Annotated in this window: 20 protein-coding genes; 10 read left to right on the top strand and 10 right to left on the bottom strand. The window is 59.9% G+C overall.

Translation table 11 applies throughout. The features are described 5' to 3' along the window. Window positions 1–5 precede the first annotated feature (5 nt). Together DYI20_RS09945 and DYI20_RS12645 are read right to left on the bottom strand one after the other, a co-directional pair. Window positions 6–3,704: a glycosyltransferase gene (locus tag DYI20_RS09945; protein ID WP_166769881.1), complete on the bottom strand. Its 3,699-nt coding sequence runs from the start codon at window positions 3,702–3,704 to the stop codon at window positions 6–8. An 11-nt stretch (window positions 3,705–3,715) separates the two neighbouring features. Then, a complete protein-coding gene (locus DYI20_RS12645) occupies window positions 3,716–4,279 on the bottom strand; it encodes a WhiB family transcriptional regulator (RefSeq protein WP_110101143.1) in 564 nt (187 codons plus the stop codon). 511 nt (window positions 4,280–4,790) lie between these two features. Here DYI20_RS12645 and DYI20_RS09935 point away from each other — a divergent pair. Next, window positions 4,791–5,423, top strand: coding sequence for a hypothetical protein (locus DYI20_RS09935; protein ID WP_110101144.1), 633 nt, complete (start codon window positions 4,791–4,793; stop codon window positions 5,421–5,423). Here the strand turns inward: DYI20_RS09935 and DYI20_RS09930 are convergent. Continuing rightward, window positions 5,386–5,982 (bottom strand): GtrA family protein, encoded by a 597-nt coding sequence (locus DYI20_RS09930; protein ID WP_110110574.1) that lies wholly within the window; start codon window positions 5,980–5,982, stop codon window positions 5,386–5,388. The two genes, DYI20_RS09935 and DYI20_RS09930, sit on opposite strands and share 38 nt — an antisense overlap. A 188-nt stretch (window positions 5,983–6,170) precedes the next feature. Between DYI20_RS09930 and DYI20_RS09925 the strand changes: the two genes are divergently transcribed. The 4 genes from DYI20_RS09925 (at window position 6,171) to manA (ending at window position 11,106) form a co-directional block, all read left to right on the top strand. Continuing rightward, window positions 6,171–7,310 (top strand): 5-(carboxyamino)imidazole ribonucleotide synthase, encoded by a 1,140-nt coding sequence (locus tag DYI20_RS09925; RefSeq protein WP_110101177.1) that lies wholly within the window; start codon window positions 6,171–6,173, stop codon window positions 7,308–7,310. 107 nt (window positions 7,311–7,417) lie between these two features. Beyond that, entirely contained in the window at window positions 7,418–7,939 is a 522-nt protein-coding gene (gene purE / locus DYI20_RS09920; protein WP_166769906.1) for a 5-(carboxyamino)imidazole ribonucleotide mutase, read from the top strand. A gap of 77 nt (window positions 7,940–8,016) precedes the next feature. Continuing rightward, on the top strand, window positions 8,017–9,741 hold the full coding sequence (locus DYI20_RS09915) for an LCP family protein (protein ID WP_122549417.1): 1,725 nt from the start codon (window positions 8,017–8,019) through the stop codon (window positions 9,739–9,741). A gap of 15 nt (window positions 9,742–9,756) precedes the next feature. After that, window positions 9,757–11,106, top strand: a complete 1,350-nt coding sequence (manA, locus tag DYI20_RS09910) for a mannose-6-phosphate isomerase, class I (protein ID WP_122549416.1) — start codon at window positions 9,757–9,759, stop codon at window positions 11,104–11,106. Between the two features lie 9 nt (window positions 11,107–11,115). Here manA and glpX read toward each other — a convergent pair whose 3' ends face one another. Then, complete coding sequence (gene glpX, locus DYI20_RS09905) at window positions 11,116–12,129, bottom strand: class II fructose-bisphosphatase (RefSeq protein WP_122549415.1); 1,014 nt, start codon at window positions 12,127–12,129, stop codon at window positions 11,116–11,118. Window positions 12,130–12,295: 166 nt separating this feature from the next. On the opposite strand from glpX, the gene DYI20_RS09900 reads away from it, so the two are divergent. The 3 genes from DYI20_RS09900 to DYI20_RS09890 all read left to right on the top strand — a co-directional run bounded on the left by DYI20_RS09900 (window position 12,296) and on the right by DYI20_RS09890 (window position 15,135). Beyond that, window positions 12,296–12,994 carry a DUF4245 domain-containing protein gene (locus DYI20_RS09900; RefSeq protein WP_110099618.1) on the top strand — a complete coding sequence of 233 codons (699 nt, stop codon included), beginning with the start codon at window positions 12,296–12,298 and terminating at the stop codon, window positions 12,992–12,994. Next, complete coding sequence (locus tag DYI20_RS09895; RefSeq protein WP_110099619.1) at window positions 12,991–13,635, top strand: carbonic anhydrase; 645 nt, start codon at window positions 12,991–12,993, stop codon at window positions 13,633–13,635. The genes DYI20_RS09900 and DYI20_RS09895 overlap by 4 nt, the downstream gene beginning before the upstream one ends. A 72-nt stretch (window positions 13,636–13,707) precedes the next feature. Further along, window positions 13,708–15,135, top strand: a complete 1,428-nt coding sequence (locus tag DYI20_RS09890) for a class II fumarate hydratase (RefSeq protein ID WP_110123442.1) — start codon at window positions 13,708–13,710, stop codon at window positions 15,133–15,135. A 100-nt stretch (window positions 15,136–15,235) separates the two neighbouring features. Here the strand turns inward: DYI20_RS09890 and DYI20_RS09885 are convergent, their stop codons facing one another. Together DYI20_RS09885 and DYI20_RS09880 are read right to left on the bottom strand one after the other, a co-directional pair. Then, entirely contained in the window at window positions 15,236–16,852 is a 1,617-nt protein-coding gene (locus DYI20_RS09885) for an amidohydrolase (protein WP_122549414.1), read from the bottom strand. A gap of 131 nt (window positions 16,853–16,983) precedes the next feature. Beyond that, the gene (locus DYI20_RS09880; protein ID WP_110099623.1) at window positions 16,984–17,517 is read right to left on the bottom strand and encodes a prepilin peptidase; all 534 of its coding nucleotides are present in this window, start codon (window positions 17,515–17,517) and stop codon (window positions 16,984–16,986) included. A gap of 141 nt (window positions 17,518–17,658) precedes the next feature. On the opposite strand from DYI20_RS09880, the gene DYI20_RS09875 reads away from it, so the two are divergent. Further along, a complete protein-coding gene (locus DYI20_RS09875; protein ID WP_110123371.1) occupies window positions 17,659–18,330 on the top strand; it encodes a rhomboid family intramembrane serine protease in 672 nt (223 codons plus the stop codon). Window positions 18,331–18,373: 43 nt separating this feature from the next. On the opposite strand, the gene phoH2 is transcribed toward DYI20_RS09875, so the two are convergent. From phoH2 to mca, 4 genes are all read right to left on the bottom strand, one after another. Beyond that, a complete protein-coding gene (gene phoH2, locus DYI20_RS09870) occupies window positions 18,374–19,699 on the bottom strand; it encodes an RNA 5'-3' helicase PhoH2 (protein ID WP_233242962.1) in 1,326 nt (441 codons plus the stop codon). Window positions 19,700–19,900: 201 nt separating this feature from the next. Next, window positions 19,901–20,680, bottom strand: a complete 780-nt coding sequence (gene uppS / locus DYI20_RS09865; protein WP_122549413.1) for a polyprenyl diphosphate synthase — start codon at window positions 20,678–20,680, stop codon at window positions 19,901–19,903. 9 nt (window positions 20,681–20,689) lie between these two features. Next, window positions 20,690–21,061, bottom strand: a complete 372-nt coding sequence (locus DYI20_RS09860) for a hypothetical protein (protein WP_110099627.1) — start codon at window positions 21,059–21,061, stop codon at window positions 20,690–20,692. Then, the gene (gene mca / locus DYI20_RS09855; RefSeq protein WP_110110579.1) at window positions 21,061–21,972 is read right to left on the bottom strand and encodes a mycothiol conjugate amidase Mca; all 912 of its coding nucleotides are present in this window, start codon (window positions 21,970–21,972) and stop codon (window positions 21,061–21,063) included. The genes DYI20_RS09860 and mca overlap by 1 nt, the downstream gene beginning before the upstream one ends. A gap of 228 nt (window positions 21,973–22,200) precedes the next feature. Between mca and DYI20_RS09850 the strand changes: the two genes are divergently transcribed. Continuing rightward, complete coding sequence (locus DYI20_RS09850) at window positions 22,201–22,716, top strand: DUF4307 domain-containing protein (protein ID WP_110101152.1); 516 nt, start codon at window positions 22,201–22,203, stop codon at window positions 22,714–22,716. Window positions 22,717–22,891: the final 175 nt, after the last annotated feature.

Genomic DNA, 22,891 nt, shown 5'->3' with positions numbered 1-22,891 from the left:
GGGGATCATTGCCTTCCGCTACAGGAGTCATCAGGCGTGTAGGGGCCAAACCCGAAGGCATCGGCCTCGGCATCGGCGGGAGTTGCATGGGAGGGGTCCTCGGAATCGGACAGACCGAGGTCGTTGGTCTGACCGGGACCCGCCTGCGAGGACGGGGCACTGGGGCGACGGCGAGTGACCGGCGAGGGGATGGCCAACAGTATCGTGGCCAGTAGCGCCACGGCAGGAATCAGCCAATACCAGGTGAACAGCCCCGGATCGTAGCTGACACGTAGCTGTTTGCCGGCCACGTCGTCCGGTAGCTCAAACTGCTGGTGCCAACCAGAATTCTCGCCGGTAACGGCAGTGAGCGGTTCGCCGTCAAGCTCGGCGTGCCATCCGGGATCGGCGCGGTAGGCCAGGGTCAAGCGTAACGGCTGCTCGGAGTCCTCGGTGAGGTTGGTGGGAAGGACCTCGGGGAACTGGGCCTGGCCATCCAGACCATCGGAGCCCACCAGCCAGACCGGTTGTCCGTCCTCGCGGGTGATACGCATCGCTGCGGTATTCACGCCGCTACTGTGCTGACCGGTGTACTCTGTGGCCAGCACGGCGAGACCTTGGTCTTGCTGGTCATCGGTGCGAGCGTTCACCCGCCACAGCCACCCTTCTGAGGTCAGTCCGACCGGGGCCAGCCCGGTGATGGCGTCGACCGAGGACGCGATGGAAGCCTCTCCCCCATCAGGGTCGCGGAGCACGACGAAGCCAACGCCGAGGTCTTCTAGTTGCTGGCGGGGGTCCCCACCAGACTCAGAGGTCAGAGTCGCTGCCACCGAGCGGAGGGTTTCATCGGCCTCATCGGCAGTGGCGACTTCAGGATTGAAGAGGGGCCCGGTCAGCGCCCGCGAGGTCCAGGTTCCGTAGTAGTCCTGTAGCGAAGCACCGGCACCGGTGACCAGGGTGGCGTTCATGCCGTCATGGGTGCGTTCTAATACCAGCGTGCGGGTGTTGACCGGTGAGGTGCCCTGATCGGCGGCGGTAGCCGGAAGGGTGCGCACTGGGAAACCGGTGATCAGACGTTGGGCGGTCAGGTCGGCAAAGCTCGGGTCAGGGTTGGCGGTTTCCAAGGTGACCGTGGTCGCGGCGTCTTGGCGGGCATCGTCTAAGATGTCGTGCGGAACCACCGAGGGGATCAACCACACCATGGCCGCGACCAGGCTGGTCACCAATCCGGTGCTGACCGCGATGACGTGAAGAGCGGTCGAGGCCCGAATGAGGACCTCGAGTCCGCTACAGGCGGCCATGAGAAGCCCGACTCCGGTCAACGAGACGGCGGTGCCGGTGTATATCAATACCGGGGTTCCCGCGCTATCCACCGAGACGGGAACCGTGGTCGCCAACCATCCGGTCAGCAACCCAGCGGCAGCGATCAGCAACCCCACACGCGCATGGACACCGCTGACACCACGGTGGAAGGCACCGCAGATCGCCAAGAGTAGCACCGGCAGGCTGATCACCGCCACGATAATCCCGGCCCACGGGATCTGCGGTAACCAGTCACTCAGCCAGGGTAGGCTGGCGACTCCGCCGTGGGGGTCTAGGGCTTCGGGGAAACCCAGGAGCTGTTCCAGAAGGTTGGCGGGCAGATAGCCCTGGGGTACACCGGGATCGGCGAAGATGGCGCGCAGATTATTCCATTGCGTGAAGAGCACCGGGACCATCAGTAACAGGCTTAGTAGCGGGGTCCACCACAGCGTTTTGCCACGGGTGCCCACAAAGGATGCCAGCAGGACCACGATCAGCACGAGGGGCAGGAGCAACACCGGTGCAGCGGCGGTAATCAGCGCCATCAGGATCGCCACCCAGCCGGATGCGGTCCAGGATAATGCCCCGCCAAATCCGGGGCGAGAGGTCACGGTCCTCACATCGGGGTTGGCGGAGGCTCCGATCAGTGACGGCGCCCGGCGGGGCCTGGCGGAACCGGTGGCGCGGATGACGGCCAGCACGAGCAACGGCAAGAGCAGGTGGGCCACAACAGCGAAGAACCGGCCCTGTCCGAGGGAGATCAACAAAGTGGGTGCAAGCCCCCAGAACAGTCCGATCACCACGCGGGCGCCCCGGCGTCGGGTGATCGCCCCAGCCATGGCCCAAGCGGCGATACCGGACAGTGGCATCGCTAGCATCATTAGGGTGGTTACGGCGATGGAGGCCGAGCCGGTCAGGGCCAGCAACACCAGAATCCAGATGGAAGGACCCGTATAGCCGGACGCACCGGCGGCAACGGGCGCGAAGGCGGCGAAACCGGTGTCGATCAGCTCGGTGATGCCGGCTGTCACCGGCACTAAGGACCCGCCGCTCAGGGCCGGTGTGCCAAAAAAGGCACGCAACCCGATCAGGCTGAGCGCACCCAAACCAAGAAGCAAAGCGACCGCACCGAGCCCGACCCAGTTGCGCTCGGGGGTGGCCAGTGCGACGAATTCGTCGTGCCCGCCGGTGGGTTCGTCTTGCGCTGGCGCGCTGGTGGAGCCGGTACCGTCACCGATGGTGAACTCAGGTTCGTCTTCTGCAACCAGCGAACGTCGGAAGTTGCGGATTTCGGCAGGATCTGCCCGGAGGTCATCGACGGCCGAGAGGCTCATTGTGCGGGTTTCGGAGGCCCGAGAGATGGAGCGAGCCAGCCGGATCGGGTGACTTCCGGCGCGCCAGATCCCGCGGAAACGGTCAAAGCCCACGCCGGGCGCTTTCACGACCAGAGAGCCGAGCAAAATACCGAAACTAGAGATCAGCACCCACAGCCACAGCACAATCAGGGTGGCACCGGGGCAGTGTTTGATGCGCAACCAGGTTGCCGACTCTTGGTATTCGGCCACCCCCGGGCTGTCGGGCATCGGCACGGTCGTCGTTGACGTTGAGGTGGGGTCTTGTTCGACGTGGTCTTGTTCGGATTGCCCTTGCTCAGACTGGTCCTGCTCGGCCTGGTGCTGGCGACGTTCGTTGATCGCTTCAATTCGTTGCAGAATCTGGTCGTCGTCGAAGTTCTCGATCACCGCCGAGGGAACCACCACGACGCGACCACCAGCCAGCCGGGCCCGCCAGCAGAGATCTACTCCGCGAGACAGCGCGGGGCTGAGGCGGTCAAAACCGTCGAGTTTGTTCCAGATATCTGCCCGAACTAGCATGCCGGGCACCGAGACGGCAAAGACATCAGACCGGTCGTCGTACTGGCCCTGGTCTAATTCACCGGGTTCCACCAGCGTGTAGGTCTCACCCCGGGTGGAGACGGTCAGGCCCACGTCGTGAAGCTGGCGCGGGTCCTCAAAGGCGACCTGTTTCGCCCCGGCAATATACACCGAAGGCGAGACTTCCGTTTCGTTCAGCACCGCTTGCAGCGCGTTGGGTTGAGCCACGGTCGAGTTGGTCATCAGCCACAGCCAATCAGACTGTTGCTCGCCCGGTTCTCCTACCTGGCCGTTCTTGGGGAGATTGCGCAACGCCGTCGCCAGCGACGTGGACGAGGGGTCGGGGTGGATCAGATGGTGCCAGTCCATGTCCGCATCAATACATAGGACATTGACACGGTCGAGCTCCTCAGCGTCGACAGTTGCCGAGGTGACCACCACCAGCTGGTCGGGAACCCGATGCTGTCCCAGGACGGAAGCGACAGTTTCGGGCAGACCACCGGTGATGGTTTGAGCTAAAACGACAGCGGTGACGTGGGGTGTAGGCACGATAATGGGAACTACGAGGACATTTTCTTACGCAACCGGCGCCGTTCGCGTTCTGACATTCCGCCCCAGATCCCAAAGCGTTCATCGTGAGCTAGGGCGTAGTCCAGGCATTCTTGGCGCACCGTGCATTGGGCGCAGACGCGTTTGGCATCGCGCGTTGACCCACCTTTTTCGGGAAAGAAGGCTTCCGGGTCTGTTTGAGCACATAGCGCATCGGCCTGCCAGGCCAGCTCGCCGTCATCGGCAGTGTCACCGAAGCCGGGCAAGCCCAGCCAGATGCTTTGTACCCCTGAGGAAGGCGCCTGTTTCTGCGGGGCGGTCGGAACGGAGTGCAGTGCTGTGACGTTATGAGACTGGCCAGCCTCCAGGTCGGCTTGTTGTTGCTCGTCAAGATCCTCGAGAGCTTCGTGGGCTGCCAAAAAAGCGGTGGCCTGATCGTCGAGGCTCGCCTCGATCGCTTCGGCCGCATCTGGATCGGCCGGGTCGAGAAACCAGTCTGATGGCACGGCACGCGAGGCTGACCCCCGATGCTGTGCGCCGCGGCGGGATTCTTCCTGCCGTTGTGCGTTGTCCATACCTTCAGGTTCCTTTCATCATGACCGACCCGTCGGTCACGGCGTGGCTCACCCGAGGTCACCGACAGCTCTGGCAAGGTGGAACCTATCCACAACAGGACCACAGCTCGTCCAGCAGAGCTGACCACCATAACGATGTGAAGCACGGGAAGCGCCAAGCCGTAGATCAGACCGGTAGGGCCACTTTCTCTACGTCGTATTTCCTCTAATTACACCGTTGTAACTCCCTGAGGTCAAGTTACAATTAACTGCAGATCCGGCGTGAGAAGAAACCAAATCTCAAGGTGTTTGCCGTGAAAGGGCAGTGATCGTGGTATCGATAACATCGTTGTTTTCGTCCGGCTCTATACCGGGAGACCCGCTAGGTGACCAGGACGATCTTTTCGCCGAATTGGCCCATAGACCTACCCCCGTCATTGTCGATTATGCGACCAGTGCGACACCTGATCCGGGCCCTGATTCCTCAGCTAATTCTAAGACAGTTCGCACCGAACTCTCAGGAACGGTGGCCATGAACTGGGTACATAAAGTCGCGAACCTGTTGAGTGCTACTGGATGCGACGATCCGCATCACACGTGTGTCATTGACCTACCGGTTGATTGGCTCACAACGTGTTTAGTCTTCGGGGCCCTGTTCCATCAACGCCACGTAACATTGGCATATCCCGCTCCGATTGACCATGGCGTATTGGGTGAGTCTGCTGAGACCGGTGACCAGCCAGATTTGGTCATCACAGACCGCCCCCAGCGGTGGTTAGATACCTCAGCTGAGATCTTTGTGGTAGGTGCTAGCGCCGACGACGATCCGTCCTTAATCTCGGTTGACCAAGAGGTGCTCGCTCAGCCCGATCAGCCGACTTATCCGCCCCAGAATATCCTTTCTGCCTGGCAACCCCCCATGGATCCGGTTGCTCTCTCGCGGGAGTTGTCCCAGGCCGGCTTGAGCTCCCGCGTGGAGTTAGTCACCGGTGGGGTGCTAATTGCCACCGACGGGCTACGGTGCTCACGCCAGCTGGTCGAAGCTATCCTGCACGCATGGAGTCACCACGGGGTGGTGGTGTTGCTCGGACTCAGCTCGCTACAAGCCCCTGAGGATCAGCGGCTCGTTAATCAGATTCTGGCCGAGCAACGTTTGTCCCGTTAGTCCCGCCCGCTCCACTAGACGAGGACGTCTGCGGGGTGCTGGCGTTGTCTGCAGGGGTGTCTCCGCTGCGCGAGCCGATCAGGACTTCGTCATCGGAAAAGGCGGGGTCGGCTTCGACGGTTTCGCTGAACACCCAGAAGCGGTAGGCAAAGAACCGGAAAACGGTGCCAAAGAACAACCCGATAACGTTACCGGCGATGACCAGCCCGAAGGCAGAGTTGACGCCCAACAGGTAGTCGGCGATGAACACACACGCGCCTTGAATACCCGCACCGATAGCGTTCATCACCAGGAAGAGCACCAGCTCACGCGCCACGTTGGACTGTCGCCGGTGTCGGAAGGTCCAGTAGCGGTTCGCAACCCATGAGAAGACGGTGGCCACCGCAGTGGCCACCAGTTTGGCTTTGGTGTTGGACCCCTCCATTGGTCCTGATATCAGCCAGATAAACACACCGGTGTCAATAAAGAACCCGATGCCACCCACCACACCGAATTTGGCAACCTCGCGCCACAGCAAAGCCACCAGACCTCGAATGCGCTGGTAGAGGCTGGACAACATCGTGTTTGTCTCTCCTTGGTTTGAGTGGGTCGATAGGTGAAGCCAAGGTGGGCTGCTGAATAACGTCGATACTCTAGTACCTTCACCTGCCAAATTCCTGAATTTCACGCTACCGCACCAGAAGTGGGTACCCTAAGAGGGTGAGTTTTCCGAAGATTGGCGTAGTTGGCGGCGGACAGTTGGCCCGTATGATGGCCCCACCCGCCATTGAGTTAGGAATCGAATTACACGTTCTTGCTGAAGCTGAGGGCGTCAGCGCCACCACAGCTGCTTGTCGGTCCACCGTGGGTGATTATCACGATCTGGACACGTTGCGACGTTTCGCAGGATCAGTGGATGTGCTGACCTTTGACCACGAGCATGTCCCCAGTGAGCACCTCCGGACCCTGCAGGCTGAGGGTGTCGCGCTTCACCCCGGCCCTGACGCATTGCTTTATGCCCAAGACAAATTGGCTATGCGCCGGAAAATGACGGCCTTAGGCCTGCCACAACCGGCATACAGGGCCGTATCCAACGTGGAGGAATTGATCTCCGCAGCGCAGTCCATTGGGTACCCGGTGATATTAAAGACCCCGCGCGGTGGCTACGACGGTAAAGGTGTGCGTCTGATTCGCCGTGCAGAGGACGCTCACGAAAGCGCTAACTGGTTTGACCTGCCCTTCGACGCACTGTTGGTCGAAGACTGTGTGGAATTTACCCGGGAGCTCTCCGCTCAGGTAGCGCGTCGGCCCAGCGGAGAAACCGCCCCCTACCCGGTGGTGGAATCCATCCAGACCAATGAGGTCTGTGATCTGGTGACCGCACCGGCCCCGAACCTTGACCAGACCATCGCTAGCGCAGCTCAGCAGGCGGCTGTCACTATTGCCGAGCAACTGGGCGTGACCGGCATGTTGGCTGTGGAGATGTTCGAGGACCCCCATTCTGAGTCGGGTTTCTCGATTAACGAGTTGGCAATGCGGCCCCATAATTCCGGGCACTGGTCCATGGATGGAGCCACAACCAGCCAGTTCGAACAGCACTTACGCGCGATACTGGATCTGCCTCTCGGGTCAACCACGCCGGTGGCTGAATTCACGGTGATGAAAAACTACCTAGGCGGGGCGAACGAAGACCTTTACGGTGCTTTCAATACTGCGATGACACGCTATCCGCAGGCGAAGATCCATGCCTACGGCAAATCGGTACGTCCTGGGCGTAAAGTGGGCCATGTCAACGTCCTGACGAACCCGCAGCGTTCCTTAGACGATGCCCGTCGCATCGCCGAACGCACCGCGGCCATCATCCGCGACGGCTCCGAGCCGGCAACAGACGAACTTCCGGATAGATAAGGATATTCTGGCTCATGGTTTCATCCGACCATCCTGAACAGCACAGCACCGCCCAAACCACAGCACCGCAACCACACGGTGGTACGGCTCCTCGCGTGGGCTTGGTGATGGGTTCGGACTCAGATTGGCCGGTCATGCAGGAGGCGGCCCAAGTTCTCGAAGAACTGGGGGTCAGCTATCAGGCCGATGTCGTTTCCGCACACCGGATGCCACACGAAATGATCGCATACGGCACCCAGGCAGAAGCCAATGGGCTCGAAGTGCTGATCGCCGGAGCCGGCGGAGCAGCGCACCTGCCCGGAATGTTGGCCTCGACCACGGTGCTACCCGTTATTGGCGTACCGGTGAAGCTCAAGTCCCTAGAAGGGCTAGACTCATTATTGTCCATCGCGCAAATGCCCGCTGGGATTCCGGTGGCCACCGTCTCGATCAACGGAGCACGCAACGCCGGATTACTGGCTGCCCGCATCCTGGGGGCTTCGCACCACGATGCCGAGACAGCACAAGCTCTGCGTGACCGGCTGCACACCTTCTCCGCCGAGTTGCGCGATGCGGCTCATGCCAAAGGCCAGCGTTTGCGCTCAACTTTGGCTGACCGTCCTGGTAACGCTGGGCAAGCGACGACCTAAACTCGCCCGACGACCTAAACTCGCCACCTCACATACCACCGTAGGTCTGTTACCAACGACTAAACTCCGGTAGTACTATGACGCCTCCCCCTCCCCGCCCTACCGCTACTCAACGCGGAGTTGCTAAGGAATCAGCTGCTGCCCGGCGTGAACGCTATGAGCGCTTCGAAGCCCAATTCGAGGGCTATCGCAGCGACGATGCTCTCGTTGACGTCTCTGCTGGAACTTGGAAACAACGCACCAAACGCGCTTTCATCATGATCGCGCTGACCATTTTTGTCCCTGGTGGCGCGCAGTCGATTACTGGGCGTCGAAAATTGGGGCGCTTCGGATTGGGCGTGACTGTTGCCGTGTGGGCGTTAATTGTGGTCACCGCGCTTTTAGCTCTGTTTGCGCGAGGCTTCCTGCTTCACATCCTCAGCTATCCCTCCGCTCAGCTGCTCTTGGTGGTCGTGCTGACCTTCTTAGGTCTGGTGTGGCTCGTGCTGTGGATCTCAACTTTTTCCATCATTGGCCTACGTGCCTTAGCGCCGGGAATGAAACCCATCGTGGCTGTGGTGACCACCCTGGCGATGTTGCTGACCTCAGGGTCCATGTTCGCTGCCGCGTTGATCGTGAACTCTTCCCGAACCACCATCGGCAATATCTTCGCCTCCGGCCCGGCGTTGGCCCCGGTCGATGGGCGCTATAATTTTCTGGTCATGGGTGCAGACGCCGGTGAGGGGCGCGCCGGTCTACGGCCCGATTCCATTTCGGTCGCCTCCATCAATGCCGAAACCGGTCAGATCATTTTGTTCTCCATTCCGCGCAACTTCCAGAACGCGCAGTTCCGGGAGGGTTCTCCGCTCTGGGACGTCTACCCCAACGGATTCGACTGTGGCGATGAGTGCATCATCAACGCGTTGTACACCGATGTGAGCAACAATCACGCCGACCTCTACCCCAACGCTGACGATCCAGGCGCTGAAGCGATGAAGGATGCGGCCAGCGGCATTCTCAACCTGGAGGTTCAGGGCTACATCATGCTCGATATGGACGGTTTCGCCCAACTCATTGATTCCATGGGCGGGGTCACGGTGACCTCCGGCGGCTGGGTCATTCACCGCGGTACCCGCCCGGATACCGGACAATGGGGCAATATCTGGTGGGGTCCGGGAACCTACACGTTCTCCGGTGATGACGCGCTGGCTTATGCACGATCGCGTAAATATTCTTCGGACTATTCTCGAATCCGGCGTCAGCAATGTATCCAACAGGCGATGCTCGCCCAATTTGATCTGCCAACACTCTTGACGAAATTCCAAGACATTCTGAGCGCCGGCGAACAGATCGTCGAAACCGATCTGCCCGGTCAACAGCTGGGTACGTTCTTGAACCTCGGCGCCCAGTCACAGAAGCTACCCTTGAAACGTCTCACGATTGGTGCGCCCGACTTCGGCGAACAAGGCAACCAGTTCTCCACCTATCCTGATTTCGATCAGATTCATCAGCGGGTAGGTTCCCTTGTGGCTGAGGACGGCACTCCGCTCAACGCGGCGACCGGTACCCATATCACTCCCCTGGCAACGCATCTGGCCCCTGTCTCGGTGCACATTCCCACCGATATTGAAGGTGATGAGATCACCGGGCGGGAACGTGGTGGCGCCACCTCGCAAGACTCCGAGGACTGGCCAGAACCGCCCAAGCAACCCAATGGTGAACCGCTCACCGAAGAATTTCTGATGCAAGCCGATGATGCCGGACAAACCGCGATCCTGGAGGAAGCTTCCTCCACCAACCAGTACTGCCACCCCGGGGACTAGGACACCGGTGATTTCATGACTTCCCACACACAGACCTCGCCCATGCCTGCGTTCTTCGCGCTTCAGGGCACTCTGAAAGACTACGACTGGGGCTCAGTCACTTTGCTAGCGGACCTGCAATCCCGCGAACCCACCGGGCGACCCGAAGCTGAGATGTGGTTCGGCACCCACCCGTCGGGAATCTCCGCTGTGCACATCGACGAGCACGATCTCAATCCTTTCGACTCAGCCCCGCAAGGTCAGGAACACCCCACGGTCCCGCTGACCGAGATCACCGGAGAGCTTGGCTTTCTTACAAAGCTCTTGGCAGCCGCCCAGCCCCTGTCGTTGCAGGCCCACCCCAACCAACAGCAGGCTCGCGAGGGCTTCGCCCGAGAAAACGCCGCCGGTATCGCGCTATCCGACCCGCGCCGGTGTTTCCAGGATGATCAGCACAAACCTGAGATGCTGATCGCACTCACGCATTTCGTCGCCCTGTGTGGTTTCCGGGATCCGGTGCAGGCCTCCTATTCTTTCCAGCGTCTGGCCGAGGCCGAAGCAGAACACCACGAGCAGGTCACCACCGACCTCTCAGCAGCTCTGGCCCGGATTTCCTTGCTTCTTAGCGGTGGCAACATCCGGCAAGCCCTACACTTGCTCTTGGACCCTTCCGGACCCTGGGTCGATCCCGAATCCGGGTGGGTCGAACGAGTGATCCAAGTCATCCATCACGCCGAACAACTTCGTCGGGATGACCAAAGCCTCGATACCGCCGCCTTGGCAGCGGACTTTTTCCCCCGAGACCCGGGCGTGTTGGTCACGTTGCTGATGAACCGAGTACAACTGGCCCCGGGACAGGCCATCTTCCTCGCCGCGCAGCAGCTCCACGCCTATGTGGAAGGACTCGGGCTAGAAGTCATGGCTGCCTCGAATAACGTCGTGCGTGGTGGGCTGACCAACAAGCATATTGACCGAGACCAGCTCGATACCCTGCTCGACTATGCGCCGGTGGGTGAACCACTGGTCTACCCCCGTGATGAACGTGCCAACACCGACCTCGCCACAGGCATTACGCTCAGCTCGCTGTGCCCACCGGTCAAGGAATTCTGCGTGCTTCGCGCTGATTTCGAGACCGAGAACCTCAGTTTAACTCTCGATCCTGCCACTGTCTTAGTCCCGGACCTCGCCCAGCCGGTGATCCTGGTCTGCACCGCCGGGTCAGTGATGCTCTCCAGTGGAACCCGCCAGCTGGAGCTCAACCCCGGTCAGGCGGCCGTGCTCCCGCACGCCAGCGCTTCCCACGCAGCCGGAGCCCCGGTATCGATGGTCGCCCAATCCGCAAACTCCACGGTCTTTGCCACTGGCGTGCCCACCGCGCGGAGTTAGCGCCCACGTTTAGCGCTCTGGCGCCGGCACCCACTTATTCCACTTATCCAGCCGGTGTTCTGCTTCAACGATGCGCACCGTTCCGGACGTTGAACGCATGATGATCGACTGGGTCTCAACCCGGTCCCGGTAGTACCGAGCACCACGCAACAGGTCACCATCGGTGATGCCAGTTGCGGCGAAATAGCAGTTATCGGATGACACCAAATCATTGGTGGTCAGCACCCGATCCAGGTCATGGCCGTATTCAAGTGCTTTCTCGCGCTCGGCTTGATCGGTGGGAGCCAGCCGGCCCTGAATCATTCCGCCAATGGCCTTCACCGCGCACGCAGTGATGATGCCTTCCGGGGTGCCACCAATGCCGAGCATCATATCCACGTCGGTGTTATGCCGGGCCGCGGCGATACCGCCGGCCACGTCGCCGTCCATAATGAACTTCACGCGAGCACCAGCTTCACGAATTTCTCGCACAAGACCCTCGTGACGGCCACGATCCAATACGCAGATATTGAGTTGTGAGACCGGCTTATCCAGGGCCTTGGACAGCAGGTGCACGTTCTGTTTAACCGGCAGACGCAAGTCCACCATTTCAGCAGCCTCAGGTCCGACGATCATCTTTTCCATGTAGAACACAGCCGAGGGGTCAAACATAGTACCCCGCTCTGCCACGGCAAACACCGACAACGCGTTGTTGTATCCCATCGCAGTCAGCCGGGTGCCGTCGATGGGGTCCACCGCCACGTCGACTTCAGCGCCAGAACCGTCGCCGACCTCTTCGCCGTTGTACAGCATCGGGGCTTCATCTTTCTCACCTTCACCGATCACCACGGTGCCACGCATGTTCACGGTGTCCATGAAGGCGCGCATCGCGTCGACCGCGGCGCCATCGGCACGGTTCTTATCTCCGTAGCCCACCCAATGACTGGCAGCAATCGCGGCGGCCTCGGTGACCCGGACCAGCTCCATTGCCAAGTTTCGGTCCGGGCGTGTCGGGTCGGTGGTGCCAATATCTTCGCTTGTCATAGTGCGCTCCCAGCTGTAGATCATGTTCGGTGAGCCGATCGGTGGCTCGTGGTGGTGTGCTGTTGTTCTTCTATCGTAGTCCGTCGTCCTCGATGCCACCGTCGGTCACACTCGCCGCGTCGTAAGCTAGCCACCCCTCGGTCCGCATTGCTGGCAGAATGGAGGGGTGAGTTCTGAGCGCCAAGACCAGTCCCGCCCCGCTGGGGCATCCGAGCAACCCGTGGAGGCGCCCAAACCGCGGGTCACGAAATCTCAGTCGCAGCGGATGCGTCAAAATATTCAGGGAATCGCCTATTCGGTGTTAATCACGCTGGTCGTGGTCGGTATTGTGATCGCTTTTAACCCGCGCCAAGGTGGCGATTACGACCTGGACATTGACGTCGCAGCCACCGCGTCCGAGGCCAGCAGTGTGGCCAGCTTTGATCCTGTCATTCCCGAACTTCCCGAGGACTGGTCGGCCAACTACGCCCGCTGGCACAATCCCTCTGCCGATGATGACACACCCTACTGGTCGGTGGGGTACTCCAGCGACGACGACGAATTTTTTGGCGTCGATCAGGCGGCTGGGGCTGGAGAGTTGTGGATTGATGACCGGGTCAAAAGTGGCGAGCCCCAGGGTGCTGCAGAAATCTTGAACTATCCCTTCGAGGTCTACTATGCAGAAGATGGACACACCTACTTAGTTGGGGAGGTCCCCGACCCGAAGGCCACCGAACCGGTCACCCTCGTGGTGTCAGGTTCGCTACCCGACGACCAGTTATCGCAGCTGACCGCAACATTGATCGAAGACCGTGAGGTCGCCGTGGAGAAGACCTCGGCTACCGCACCATCCACTGCTACCCCGCCCCAGGAGGCTGACGCATGACCGATACCCCCACCGAGGACGCCAACGCTACACTGACCCCTGATCAGGCATGGCAGGCGCTCAAAGACGGCAACGCCCGGTTCGTCTCCGGACAAGTCACCCACCCGCACCAGAATGCTGCCCGTCGCCAAGAGCTGGCCACCTCTCAAGAACCCATTGCGATCATTTTCGGATGCGCTGACTCGCGGTTGGCTGCCGAGATTATTTTTGATGTCGGTCTCGGCGATGTATTCGTGATTCGCACCGCCGGGCAAGTCATCGACGATGCCGTGCTGGGTTCATTGGAATTCGGTGTTGGGGTGCTCAATATACCGCTGATCGTGGTGCTGGGCCACGACTCTTGCGGTGCAGTCACCACCGCCGTGGAGTCCTATGAGTCCGGCACCGTCCCCGGTGGCTTTCTGCGTTCTTTGGTCGAGCGCATCACGCCATCGGTCATGGCGGCCCGCCAGGCCGGCATCACCGACGTCGACGGCACCGTGCTAGAACACACCGACCAGATGGTCCATCGGCTGGTTGACTCCAACCGGGTGGTGGCCGAGGCCGTGGAAGCCGGTCGCACCGCGGTGATGGCCCTGACCTATTCGCTAGCCGACGGCACCGTGCAGGTCGGCGATACGCTAGGACCTGTCACTGCCTAAGCCCCACCGTCCCCACTCCAGGCCCCCTTCGATCCGTCACATCCGTCAGATCAGTCAGAGAGGACACAACCAATGACCAAACAGCACAACGACCAGCAACAGTACCGCACTGAACACGACACCATGGGTGAGGTTCAAGTCCCCATCAACGCGCTGTATCGAGCCCAGACCCAGCGGGCCGTGCAGAACTTCCCGATTTCGGGCAAGCCGATCGAACCGCAGAACATTTACGCCCTGGCGCAGGTCAAAAAAGCCGCTGCCCGCACCAATCAGGAACTGGGTGTGCTCGACGCCGAGCGTGCCGAGGCCATCATTGCCGCAGCCGATCAGGTCATTGCCGGTGAACACGACGACCACTTCCCGGTCGATGTCTTCCAGACCGGTTCCGGAACCTCCTCAAACATGAACACCAATGAGGTCATCGCTACTCTGGCCACCCGCGCTCTGGCCGAGGCCGGTTCGGACACCGAGGTTCACCCCAACGACCACGTCAACGCCTCCCAGTCTTCCAACGACGTCTACCCCACCTCGGTGCACGTCGCCGTTACCGGCGCGCTGATCAACGACCTCAAGCCGGCCTTGGACATCCTGGCCAGCTCGCTCGAAACCAAGGCTGAAGAATTCGCCGAGGTCGTCAAGTCCGGTCGGACGCACCTGATGGATGCCACCCCGGTGACTTTGGGCCAGGAATTCGGTGGCTATGCCGCTCAGGTGCGCTACGCCATCGAGCGTATCGACGCCTCGCTACCCCGAGTAGCCGAGGTTCCCCAGGGCGGTACTGCCGTCGGTACCGGGATCAACACCCCGAAGGGCTTCTCCCAGCGCGTGATCGAGCTCTTAGTGGAACAAACCGGTCTGCCCATCACCGAGGCTCGCAACCACTTCGAGGCTCAAGCCAACCGTGACGGCCTGGTGGAAGCCTCCGGACAGTTGCGCAATATCGCCTACTCGCTGATGAAGATCAACAACGACCTGCGCTGGATGGGATCGGGCCCCAACACCGGTCTGGGCGAAATCGCGATCCCGGACCTTCAACCGGGTTCCTCCATCATGCCGGGCAAGGTCAACCCCGTGATCTGTGAGGCTGTCATCCAGGTGTGCGCGCAGGTGATCGGTAACGACACCACTGTGTCGCTGTCTGCTACCAACGGTGCGTTCGAACTCAACGTGGGTATCCCGGTCATGTCAGCGAACCTGCTGGAGTCCATTCGGCTGCTGTCCAACTCTGCGAAGGTCATGGCGGAGAAGATGATTGCTGGCATTCAGGCCAACGTTGAGCGCGCTGCCTTCTTGGCTGGTGCGTCCCCGTCGACCGTGACCCCGCTGAATAAGCTGATCGGCTACGAAGCAGCTGCCAAGATCGCCAAGCACGCCGTGAACGAAAAGGTCACCGTGCGTGAAGCCGTTATTGCCCTGGGCTATGTGGACCGAGGTGACGTTACCGAACAACAGCTCGACGAGGCCCTGGATTTGATGTCGATGACCCACCCCGGCGAGTAAGCTCCCCGGGACCAGGATCGTCCCGAGATCACCACGTACCAACCACCGCAGGCTCCGAACAGTTCGCTACAGCGTTACTGCTCCGGGGCCTGTGGAGTTCCTACTGGCTGATCAGCGCACGCCGAGGACGTCTCCTCCCGGCGGTATCAGGCTGTGCGAGCGCAAATACGCCCATGTGGGATAGCGCGACCAACAGCAATGACACCGCCTGCATGTTGATCAGCAAGCCAAACAGCGCAAAAACCTTCGAGAAGTAGGACAGCCACGAGGTCACCTGCAACCACCGATGCCTCCGGTGGCGTCGTTGCGGTGCTAAGACCTGTTTGGCCCAAGGGCCCAGCATCGTTGCGACGAGTAGCATGACGACAATCTGTGAGACCGAAACGGCCGTCTCTGGAGTAAAGTTCACGCCATGGAGCATAACCGCGTCACGACGTTCAGAACGAGAGGGGGAACACGATCGATCCGCTAGCTTTGGGGGGGCTTGGTCCTGTCCCAAATAGGTCAACGCAGCTGCGAGGTGCGCCTTGATGCCAGCTTCCAGCGTGGGATCGATGACCGGAGCGAAACCCGGTGAGTGGTTGACCGGGATGTTTTCGACCAACGTGCCGTTTTCGAGACTCGAGCGAAATAGCTTCGGGTCGGTGCCACCAAGTTGCCAGTAGTGATACGGCACTCCGAAGGCATCAGGGATGATGTTGAAGTCCTCCGAGGCCGGCACCCGCGCGCTACGGAACACCTGACCATCCTCAAAGACCTGCTCAAAGGCCTCAGCCACTCGCTCGGTCAGGCTCTCGTCGTTGGTGGTCAGCGGGAACTGGTCGTAGTATTCAATCTCCGGTTCTTTCTCAACTCCAGCAGCCTCGCATTCGGCCTGTACAATACGATCGATGCCGGCCACCAGTTTGTCACGCACCGCACTGTCGTAGGTGCGCAGATTAAGACGGAGCTCGGCTTTATCAGGAATGATGTTGGCACTGGACCCAGCGTTGAGCGCGCCGACGGTCACCACACCAAAGTCGGAGGGGGAGATCTCCCGCGAGACCAAGGTCTGCAAACGCAACACGATCGTCGCGGCGATCACGACCGGGTCGATGGAGTTTTGGGGCAAGGATCCGTGGGCGCCTCGACCGTGGACGGTGATCTTCACCGAATCGGCGGCCGACATGACCGGGCCGGCAACGACGCCGATATGTCCGGCTTCAAAAACCATCACGTGCTGGCCAAAGCACACATCGGGGGTCGGGATCTTGTCGACCAAGCCGTCTTCAACCATGGCTTTGGCTCCTGCAGCTTTTTCTTCTCCAGGCTGGAAGAGGGCGATGTAGGTTCCGGACCAGGCGTCGCGGTGTTGGAGTAGCACATCGATGGCTCCGAACAACGTGGCCATATGCATATCGTGACCGCAGGCGTGCATCACGCCCTCACGTTCCGAGGTGTAATCCAACCCGGTGTTCTCGGTCACCGGTAGTCCGTCGATGTCTGCCCGGGCCAGCACGGTCGGACCCGGGCCGTTCGTGATGACCGCCACGACTCCCGTGCCACCAATACGCTGTGTCTCCAACCCCAGGTCGGAGAGCTCTTTGTCAATAGTGTTGGCGGTGTCGTGTTCCTGCATACTCAGTTCAGGGTTGCGGTGCAGGTGTTGATAGAGCTCAGTACGTTGGGCAACGATGTCTTTCAGGTCATCGAACAGAGCAGAAAGAGCTGATGACATGATGGCAACCCTCCAAAAAGTCGGTCATCGGAATAGTGGACCCGACAGGCGTCGGTGGACGTGATGTCCACTCTAGGATCAGAACCGGTGTTCGTGCTAGGACACATCGCCTCTGGAGCCCCAGGTGACATTTATCCCAGCAAAGCGAAGGTGGCTGCGAGGATCATCGCTGGCCCGAACGGAATGCGTGAGGCCCAGGTCGCCGAGGTGAACACCACCGCAACCAGGGAAATGAGGCCACCCAACACGAAGCCCAACACTAGCGCCACCACCGTGGCTTCCCAGCCGACAAAACCGGTATAGGCGCCCAGCCCGGCGGCAAGTTTCACATCCCCCATGCCCAAGCCACCCCGGGTGATCAGATGCAACACAAACATCACCGCGGGATATCCGAACAAGCCCACGACCATCGTGGCTAGTCTGCCATGGGCTACAGAATCCTGCGGAGCGATCAACGTGCTCACGCCTAAGAAGGCCACTGCACCGATGGCCAAGGTCGCAGTCCACCCGTTGGGTAGCCGGTGTTGCCGCACATCAACCGTGAACAACACGATGCAGCTGACCACATAGATCAGCATCGCGATGACACAGCACAGCCACACGAACCCCGGGGTGTGGGCTGAGAAGGTCATTTCCGACAGCAGGCTGAACACAGTTGCGAGCATACCGAAGAGACATGCGGTCTCACGAGCGCGAGTGCGCCCCCTGTGGGTATCTCGCCACAGCTGACTGGTAGGGAGTTCTCAGTAGACTGGACACTAGAAACTCACCTACCCTTTGTTGTCCCCTGAAGGATCGGACCGGTTATGGCCCTTTTTCGTTCCCGTACAGATGAATCCGCCGAGTCACGCGAGCAGTCCAGCGATGACAATTCCCTAACCCGTCGCATTCTGTGGGCGTGGGCCCCGGTCTTGGTGCCGCTGGCGGTCATGTGGGTTTTGCAGATCATCAACGCCGTCACCGGGTATGCATTATCGAATGCCGCCGGTATTCAACCACGCAGTCTCGAGGGGTTGGTCGGGATTGCCGCCGCTCCGGTGCTGCACTTTAGTTTTTCTCATCTGCTCTCCAATACGGTGCCCTGGATCATCCTGGGCACACTCCTGGCGGTGATCACGCGCAAGTATGGTCAGGTGACCCTTCAGATTTGGCTGATTTCCGGTGTCATCACGTGGCTGATCGGCGGTTCCAACTCGGTGCATACTGGCGCGTCCGGGGTGATCTACGGTTATGCCGCGTTCTTGATGATCTACGGCATCTTGGTCCGTAAATTCTGGGCCATGCTGATCTCGGTGATCACGATTATCGGCTATGCCGGACTGGTATGGGGATTGTTCCCGCAGGCAGGTGTGTCCTGGCAAGGACACCTGGGCGGGGTGATTGCCGGCATCGTGGCCGCGCTGACGCTCACCAAAGATATCCGGGCTGAACGCAAGGCGTTAAAAGAAGCCAAGCAGGCCCGACGTATCGTGTCCTGACCTGCCTGGCTTGTGTACGATGTGTGGGGCTGCGGCCCGGGGCTTAGTGCATGCGGTCTTCAAGTAGTTCAGTCACCAGCGCTGCAATCGGTGAGCGCTCCGAACGGGTCAGCGTGATGTGGCCGAATAACGGGTTATCCTTCAGCGTCTCGACAACTGCAGCAATACCGTCGTGACGGCCCACACGCAGGTTATCGCGCTGCGCTACGTCATGGGTCAGCACGACTTTGGAGTTCTGCCCGATCCGGGACAGCACCGTGAGTAGCACATTGCGCTCCAATGATTGGGCCTCATCGACCACCACCCACGACTCGTGCAGAGACCGGCCGCGAATATGAGTCAAGGGCAAAACCTCAAGTAATTCGCGCTCGATGACTTCATCCATCACGGTCGGAGACACCAACGCTCCGAGGGTGTCAAAGACCGCCTGGGCCCACGGAGACATCTTCTCACCCTCTGAACCGGGCAAGTATCCCAGGTCCTGTCCGCCCACTGCGTAGAGCGGACGGAAGACCACGACCTTGCGGTGGTCGCCACGTTCCAACACTGCTTCCAAACCTGCACACAGTGCCAGCGCCGACTTACCGGTGCCGGCGCGACCGCCCAGCGAAACAATCCCGACACTGGGATCGTTGAGCAGGTCGATGGCTAGACGCTGTTCGGCTGAGCGACCGTGCACGCCGAAGACTTCGGTGTCACCTTTGACCAGTTGAATCTGGTGGTCTTCGGTGACGCGCCCTAGTCCAGAGCCAGTACCGGAGTTGAGAACCAGCCCGGTGTTGATGGGCATCTCTGCCACACGATCATCCAGCAGGTTCTCTCCGGAGTAAAGCTGGGAGAGCTGCTCGTCGGTGACGTCCAGGCGGTCCAAGCCGGTCCACCCGGAAGATTTGACCAGTTCGTTGCGGTATTCATCGGCTTCCAGCCCCATGGAGGAGGCTTTGACACGCATGGGTAGGTCTTTGGACACGACGGTGACGCGTTCACCTTCATCCGAGAGGTTCTGAGCCACCGCGAGGATGCGGGAATCGTTATCAGTGCCACGGAAGCCATAGGGCAAAACGTCGACCGAAATGTGGTTGAGCTCGACCACCAGTTGACCGCCTTCGTCATTGAGCGGGACCGGCTGGTTTAGCGACCCATGTTGGACGCGTAGATCGTCCAACAACCGTAATGCTGAGCGGGCAAAATAACCTAGTTCCGGGTCGTGACGTTTCTTCTCCAGCTCAGAAATGACCACGATCGGTAACACGACTTTGTGCTCGGCGAACCGCAGCAGAGCGTGCGGGTCAGACAACAAAACCGAGGTATCCAGGAGATAAGTCCTGACCTCGGTTTCTGATGCTGGGGTCTGTTGGTTTTGGTCGATATTGTGTTCTGCCGCCGTGGTCTGCGGAACGGAAACAGAACGGGGAGGGGTAAGCGACACGGTGGAAGCTCCTGCCGTTAATGTAAGAGGTCTCTCGGTTACGTACCTTTCCTGACGAGTCAGAGGGTACGGGCATTCAGTGAGAAAGAGCTAACCAGGACATGAACTCCCGGTGAATCCCGCAGGTGCGCAGCTGTGGCTTTAACTCCCGTACCGGCGCTGTCGTGAGGCATAATCACGCAGGGCACGCAGGAAATCAACCCGCCGAAAATCAGGCCATAGAGCTTCACAAAAGTAAAATTCGGCGTAGGCTGACTGCCACATCAAAAATCCGGAGAGTCGCTGTTCACCGGAGGTCCGAATCACCAGGTCGGGGTCCGGAAGACCTCGGGTGTACAGTCGATTCGAGATTTCTTCGATGCTGAGTTTTTCCGCCACGTCACCGGGGGTTTGGCCTTGTTCTTCGGCTTCGATTAGAAGCTCTTTGACCCCGTCCACGATTTCTTGACGACCGCCGTAACCGACTGCCACGTTCACGTGCATCCCGGATTCATTGTGTTGGGCACCGCGCCGCGTAAGGTGACGGATTTGTTCGGAGAGCGATGCTGGCAAAATCTCGGTCGACCCCACGGGTTGGACTTTGATCGGCCGACCGTTGATTTCGCCTTCTTCCAGCCGTTTGAGCGTATCGGAAATAATAGCGACCAGGGACCTCAGCTCGGAGGCATCCCGATTCAGATTATCGGTGGAGAGCATATAGAGAGTCACCATTGGGATCCCGATCTCTGCGCTCCACCCCAAAAACTCGAGGATCTTATCGGCACCAGCTTGGTGACCCCGGGCAGTAGGCTCCCCCGCGGCTTTCGCCCAGCGCCGGTTGCCGTCCAGGACGACACCGATATGCCCGGGCAAACGGGAGGCGTCAAGGCCTTGAGTTAACCGGCGCTCGTAAAGTCGATAAAACAGGTCGGGATAGTCCATACCCCAACTCTAGCGATGCTCCCGCCCAGATTCAGGCTCTTGTGGCTCGAGCGGAGGCGAGTCCAAATAGCCGGGGTACTTCTTGCGCATCATTCCGAGACGGTCAGGGCTAAGCTCGTCGATCTCAGGGCGCTGGCGTTGTTTCTCAGAAAGTCTTGGCTGGTTTCGCTCCACCAGCATATCTTCGGCGGTTTTGGAACGTAGCTTCACTTTGCGGACCGAGCGCACCATCATGCGGATAACCACCACGGACAGCGCCACCATCAGAAAGGTCAGCAGGAACCCTTCAATACCCGGAGTGACCTCTTCCTGGTCGAGTCCGGGGCGCAAGTTCGATTCCTCAGCGGCCAGCAGGACCGCGGTCTGCAGGGCAGTTGTCATCAGGCCTCGTTTCCCTGATCTGCCTGGTCTGGGGTGGGGGTGCGCAGACCGGAGAACAGGTCGGTTTCGGGCAGGTGAGTTGGTACGCGCGAGTCAATCAGCACGTAGTCTTCCCAGGGCCAGGCATCCCGCACAATGTCGTGGGGGGTGAAGAAGAACCCGTGCGGATCGATCTGCGTGGCATGAGCCCGTAGTGCAGCATCGCGACGGTCCAGGTAGTTCCCCACTGGAATCTGTGTGGTGACCTGGTGCTTGGTCAACCGCCACGCGTCCGGGTCTTCACCGGATTGCAACCGCTCGTACCACTGAATGCGATCCGCATAAGGCGAGGTCTGGCCGGAGGCTTCATAGGCTTTGTGCAGGGCAAAATATTTATCCGGGTTGAAAGCCCGGTCGTAGTACAGCTTGGATACTTCCCACGCTTGCCCTGTGCCCGGATAGGCTTGCGGATCGCCTGAGCTTTGATACGCCTTGACGGTGATCTCGTGAGCGCGCAGGTGATCGGGGTGGGGGTAGCCACCGATCTCATCATAGGAAATCAACACATGGGGGCGAAACTCTCGAATCAGTCGTACTAGCACCGCGACCTGAGTATCACGATCAGAATTGGCAAAAACCCCATAGGGTAGTTCGGGAACTGGGTCGCCTTCTGGCAGGCCCGAATCAATAAACCCGAGCCAGCGGTAGTCTATGCCAAGCGCTTGAGAGGACTCTTCCATCTCGACTCGCCGTACCGCGGTCATGTCTCGGTGCAAACGGGCAACGTCACCCTGGTAGTGCTGGTTCAGCAACGACCCAGCTTCTCCCGAGGTGCACAATGCCACCATGACGTCAGCACCGGCATCCTCATATGCTGCCATCATCGCCGCCCCCTTGGAGGATTCATCATCAGGGTGTGCGTGAACAGCCATCAGGCGCAACCCTTGGGAGGGCGGAACATCGGTGGCTTCTGGACGCTGATAGTCACTCGGCTGCGTGCTACCGTAGTCCTCGGATCCTACGGGCACACCAAACTCTGGGTGTTGCGATGATCCGGACCTTTGTTGTGTTGAAACGCTCACGAGTTGTCTGTACTCCTGATCCACTGCTTCGCGGTCACATTGGCTGTGCTACGCCGTGGCTGGGTAGAGTTTAAGTCTATGGTCAATAGCCCAGTTCCGGCGCAGGCATCGGCTTCTGATAGCTTAGCCAATCGTTATGGTCGCTCCCAAAGTAAGAACTCGCCTGAAAGGCAGGAGCGACGGCGTCGTTGGGGGATCATTATTGCGGTGACGGCTCTCATTCTAGCCGTAGCGCTCGCCGGTGTGTGGACCTACTCGATGACCGAAGACCGATTGAGCTATAAAGACGTGGGCTTCGACATCGTCTCCGAAGATCATGCCACTGTTCGCTTCCAGCTCACTAAAGAGCACGACGCCACGGTCTCCTGTGCGGTGCAGGTGCTGGCCGATAATTATGCGGTGGTGGGATGGAAAACAGTCATCATTGGCCCTGAGGCCATCGGCGAACAAATTGATTCCAGCCCCTCAGATCTGACTAGTTACTACGACGTCCAGGTCCGAACCGATGGGCTAGGAACCAATGGTGGCGTGAATGATTGCTGGTACTACGAAGACGGTCCCAGCAACATCTCATATTTTGATGTCGAACGGTAGCCTTCCTGGCGCAAGAGAGCCCGGTAGACGCTCCCACGGCGACCAGACCGTAGTGCCTCATGTCAAACTGAGCGCGAAGGGTAAGTCGTGCCTCACAGATCGTGAGCGCGAGAGGTCGCGTGGCTGCAGTGTCGTGCCTCAGCTAGTTTGAGCGCGAAAACTTGGGTTAGCTGGC

Source organism: Auritidibacter ignavus, assembly GCF_003703835.1.
Classification (GTDB): Bacteria; Actinomycetota; Actinomycetes; order Actinomycetales; family Micrococcaceae; genus Auritidibacter; species Auritidibacter ignavus.
Note: the sequence above shows the minus strand (reverse complement) of the source record. Positions and strands in the feature narration are given on the sequence as shown.

What these genes read in the sequence shown, in the direction of transcription:
- mca (WP_110110579.1), bottom strand. Translation starts at nt 21,972, where the DNA reads ATGGCTGTTCACGCACACCCTGATGATGAATCCTCCAAGGGGGCGGCG.
- DYI20_RS09895 (WP_110099619.1), top strand. Translation starts at nt 12,991, where the DNA reads ATGACCGATACCCCCACCGAGGACGCCAACGCTACACTGACCCCTGAT.
- DYI20_RS09930 (WP_110110574.1), bottom strand. Translation starts at nt 5,982, where the DNA reads ATGTTGTCCAGCCTCTACCAGCGCATTCGAGGTCTGGTGGCTTTGCTG.
- DYI20_RS09915 (WP_122549417.1), top strand. Translation starts at nt 8,017, where the DNA reads ATGACGCCTCCCCCTCCCCGCCCTACCGCTACTCAACGCGGAGTTGCT.
- DYI20_RS09875 (WP_110123371.1), top strand. Translation starts at nt 17,659, where the DNA reads ATGGCCCTTTTTCGTTCCCGTACAGATGAATCCGCCGAGTCACGCGAG.
- DYI20_RS09885 (WP_122549414.1), bottom strand. Translation starts at nt 16,852, where the DNA reads ATGTCATCAGCTCTTTCTGCTCTGTTCGATGACCTGAAAGACATCGTT.
- glpX (WP_122549415.1), bottom strand. Translation starts at nt 12,129, where the DNA reads ATGACAAGCGAAGATATTGGCACCACCGACCCGACACGCCCGGACCGA.
- uppS (WP_122549413.1), bottom strand. Translation starts at nt 20,680, where the DNA reads ATGGACTATCCCGACCTGTTTTATCGACTTTACGAGCGCCGGTTAACT.
- DYI20_RS09850 (WP_110101152.1), top strand. Translation starts at nt 22,201, where the DNA reads ATGGTCAATAGCCCAGTTCCGGCGCAGGCATCGGCTTCTGATAGCTTA.
- manA (WP_122549416.1), top strand. Translation starts at nt 9,757, where the DNA reads ATGACTTCCCACACACAGACCTCGCCCATGCCTGCGTTCTTCGCGCTT.
- DYI20_RS09890 (WP_110123442.1), top strand. Translation starts at nt 13,708, where the DNA reads ATGACCAAACAGCACAACGACCAGCAACAGTACCGCACTGAACACGAC.
- DYI20_RS09935 (WP_110101144.1), top strand. Translation starts at nt 4,791, where the DNA reads ATGAACTGGGTACATAAAGTCGCGAACCTGTTGAGTGCTACTGGATGC.
- DYI20_RS12645 (WP_110101143.1), bottom strand. Translation starts at nt 4,279, where the DNA reads ATGGACAACGCACAACGGCAGGAAGAATCCCGCCGCGGCGCACAGCAT.
- DYI20_RS09860 (WP_110099627.1), bottom strand. Translation starts at nt 21,061, where the DNA reads ATGACAACTGCCCTGCAGACCGCGGTCCTGCTGGCCGCTGAGGAATCG.
- DYI20_RS09880 (WP_110099623.1), bottom strand. Translation starts at nt 17,517, where the DNA reads ATGCTCGCAACTGTGTTCAGCCTGCTGTCGGAAATGACCTTCTCAGCC.
- DYI20_RS09925 (WP_110101177.1), top strand. Translation starts at nt 6,171, where the DNA reads ATGATGGCCCCACCCGCCATTGAGTTAGGAATCGAATTACACGTTCTT.
- purE (WP_166769906.1), top strand. Translation starts at nt 7,418, where the DNA reads ATGGGTTCGGACTCAGATTGGCCGGTCATGCAGGAGGCGGCCCAAGTT.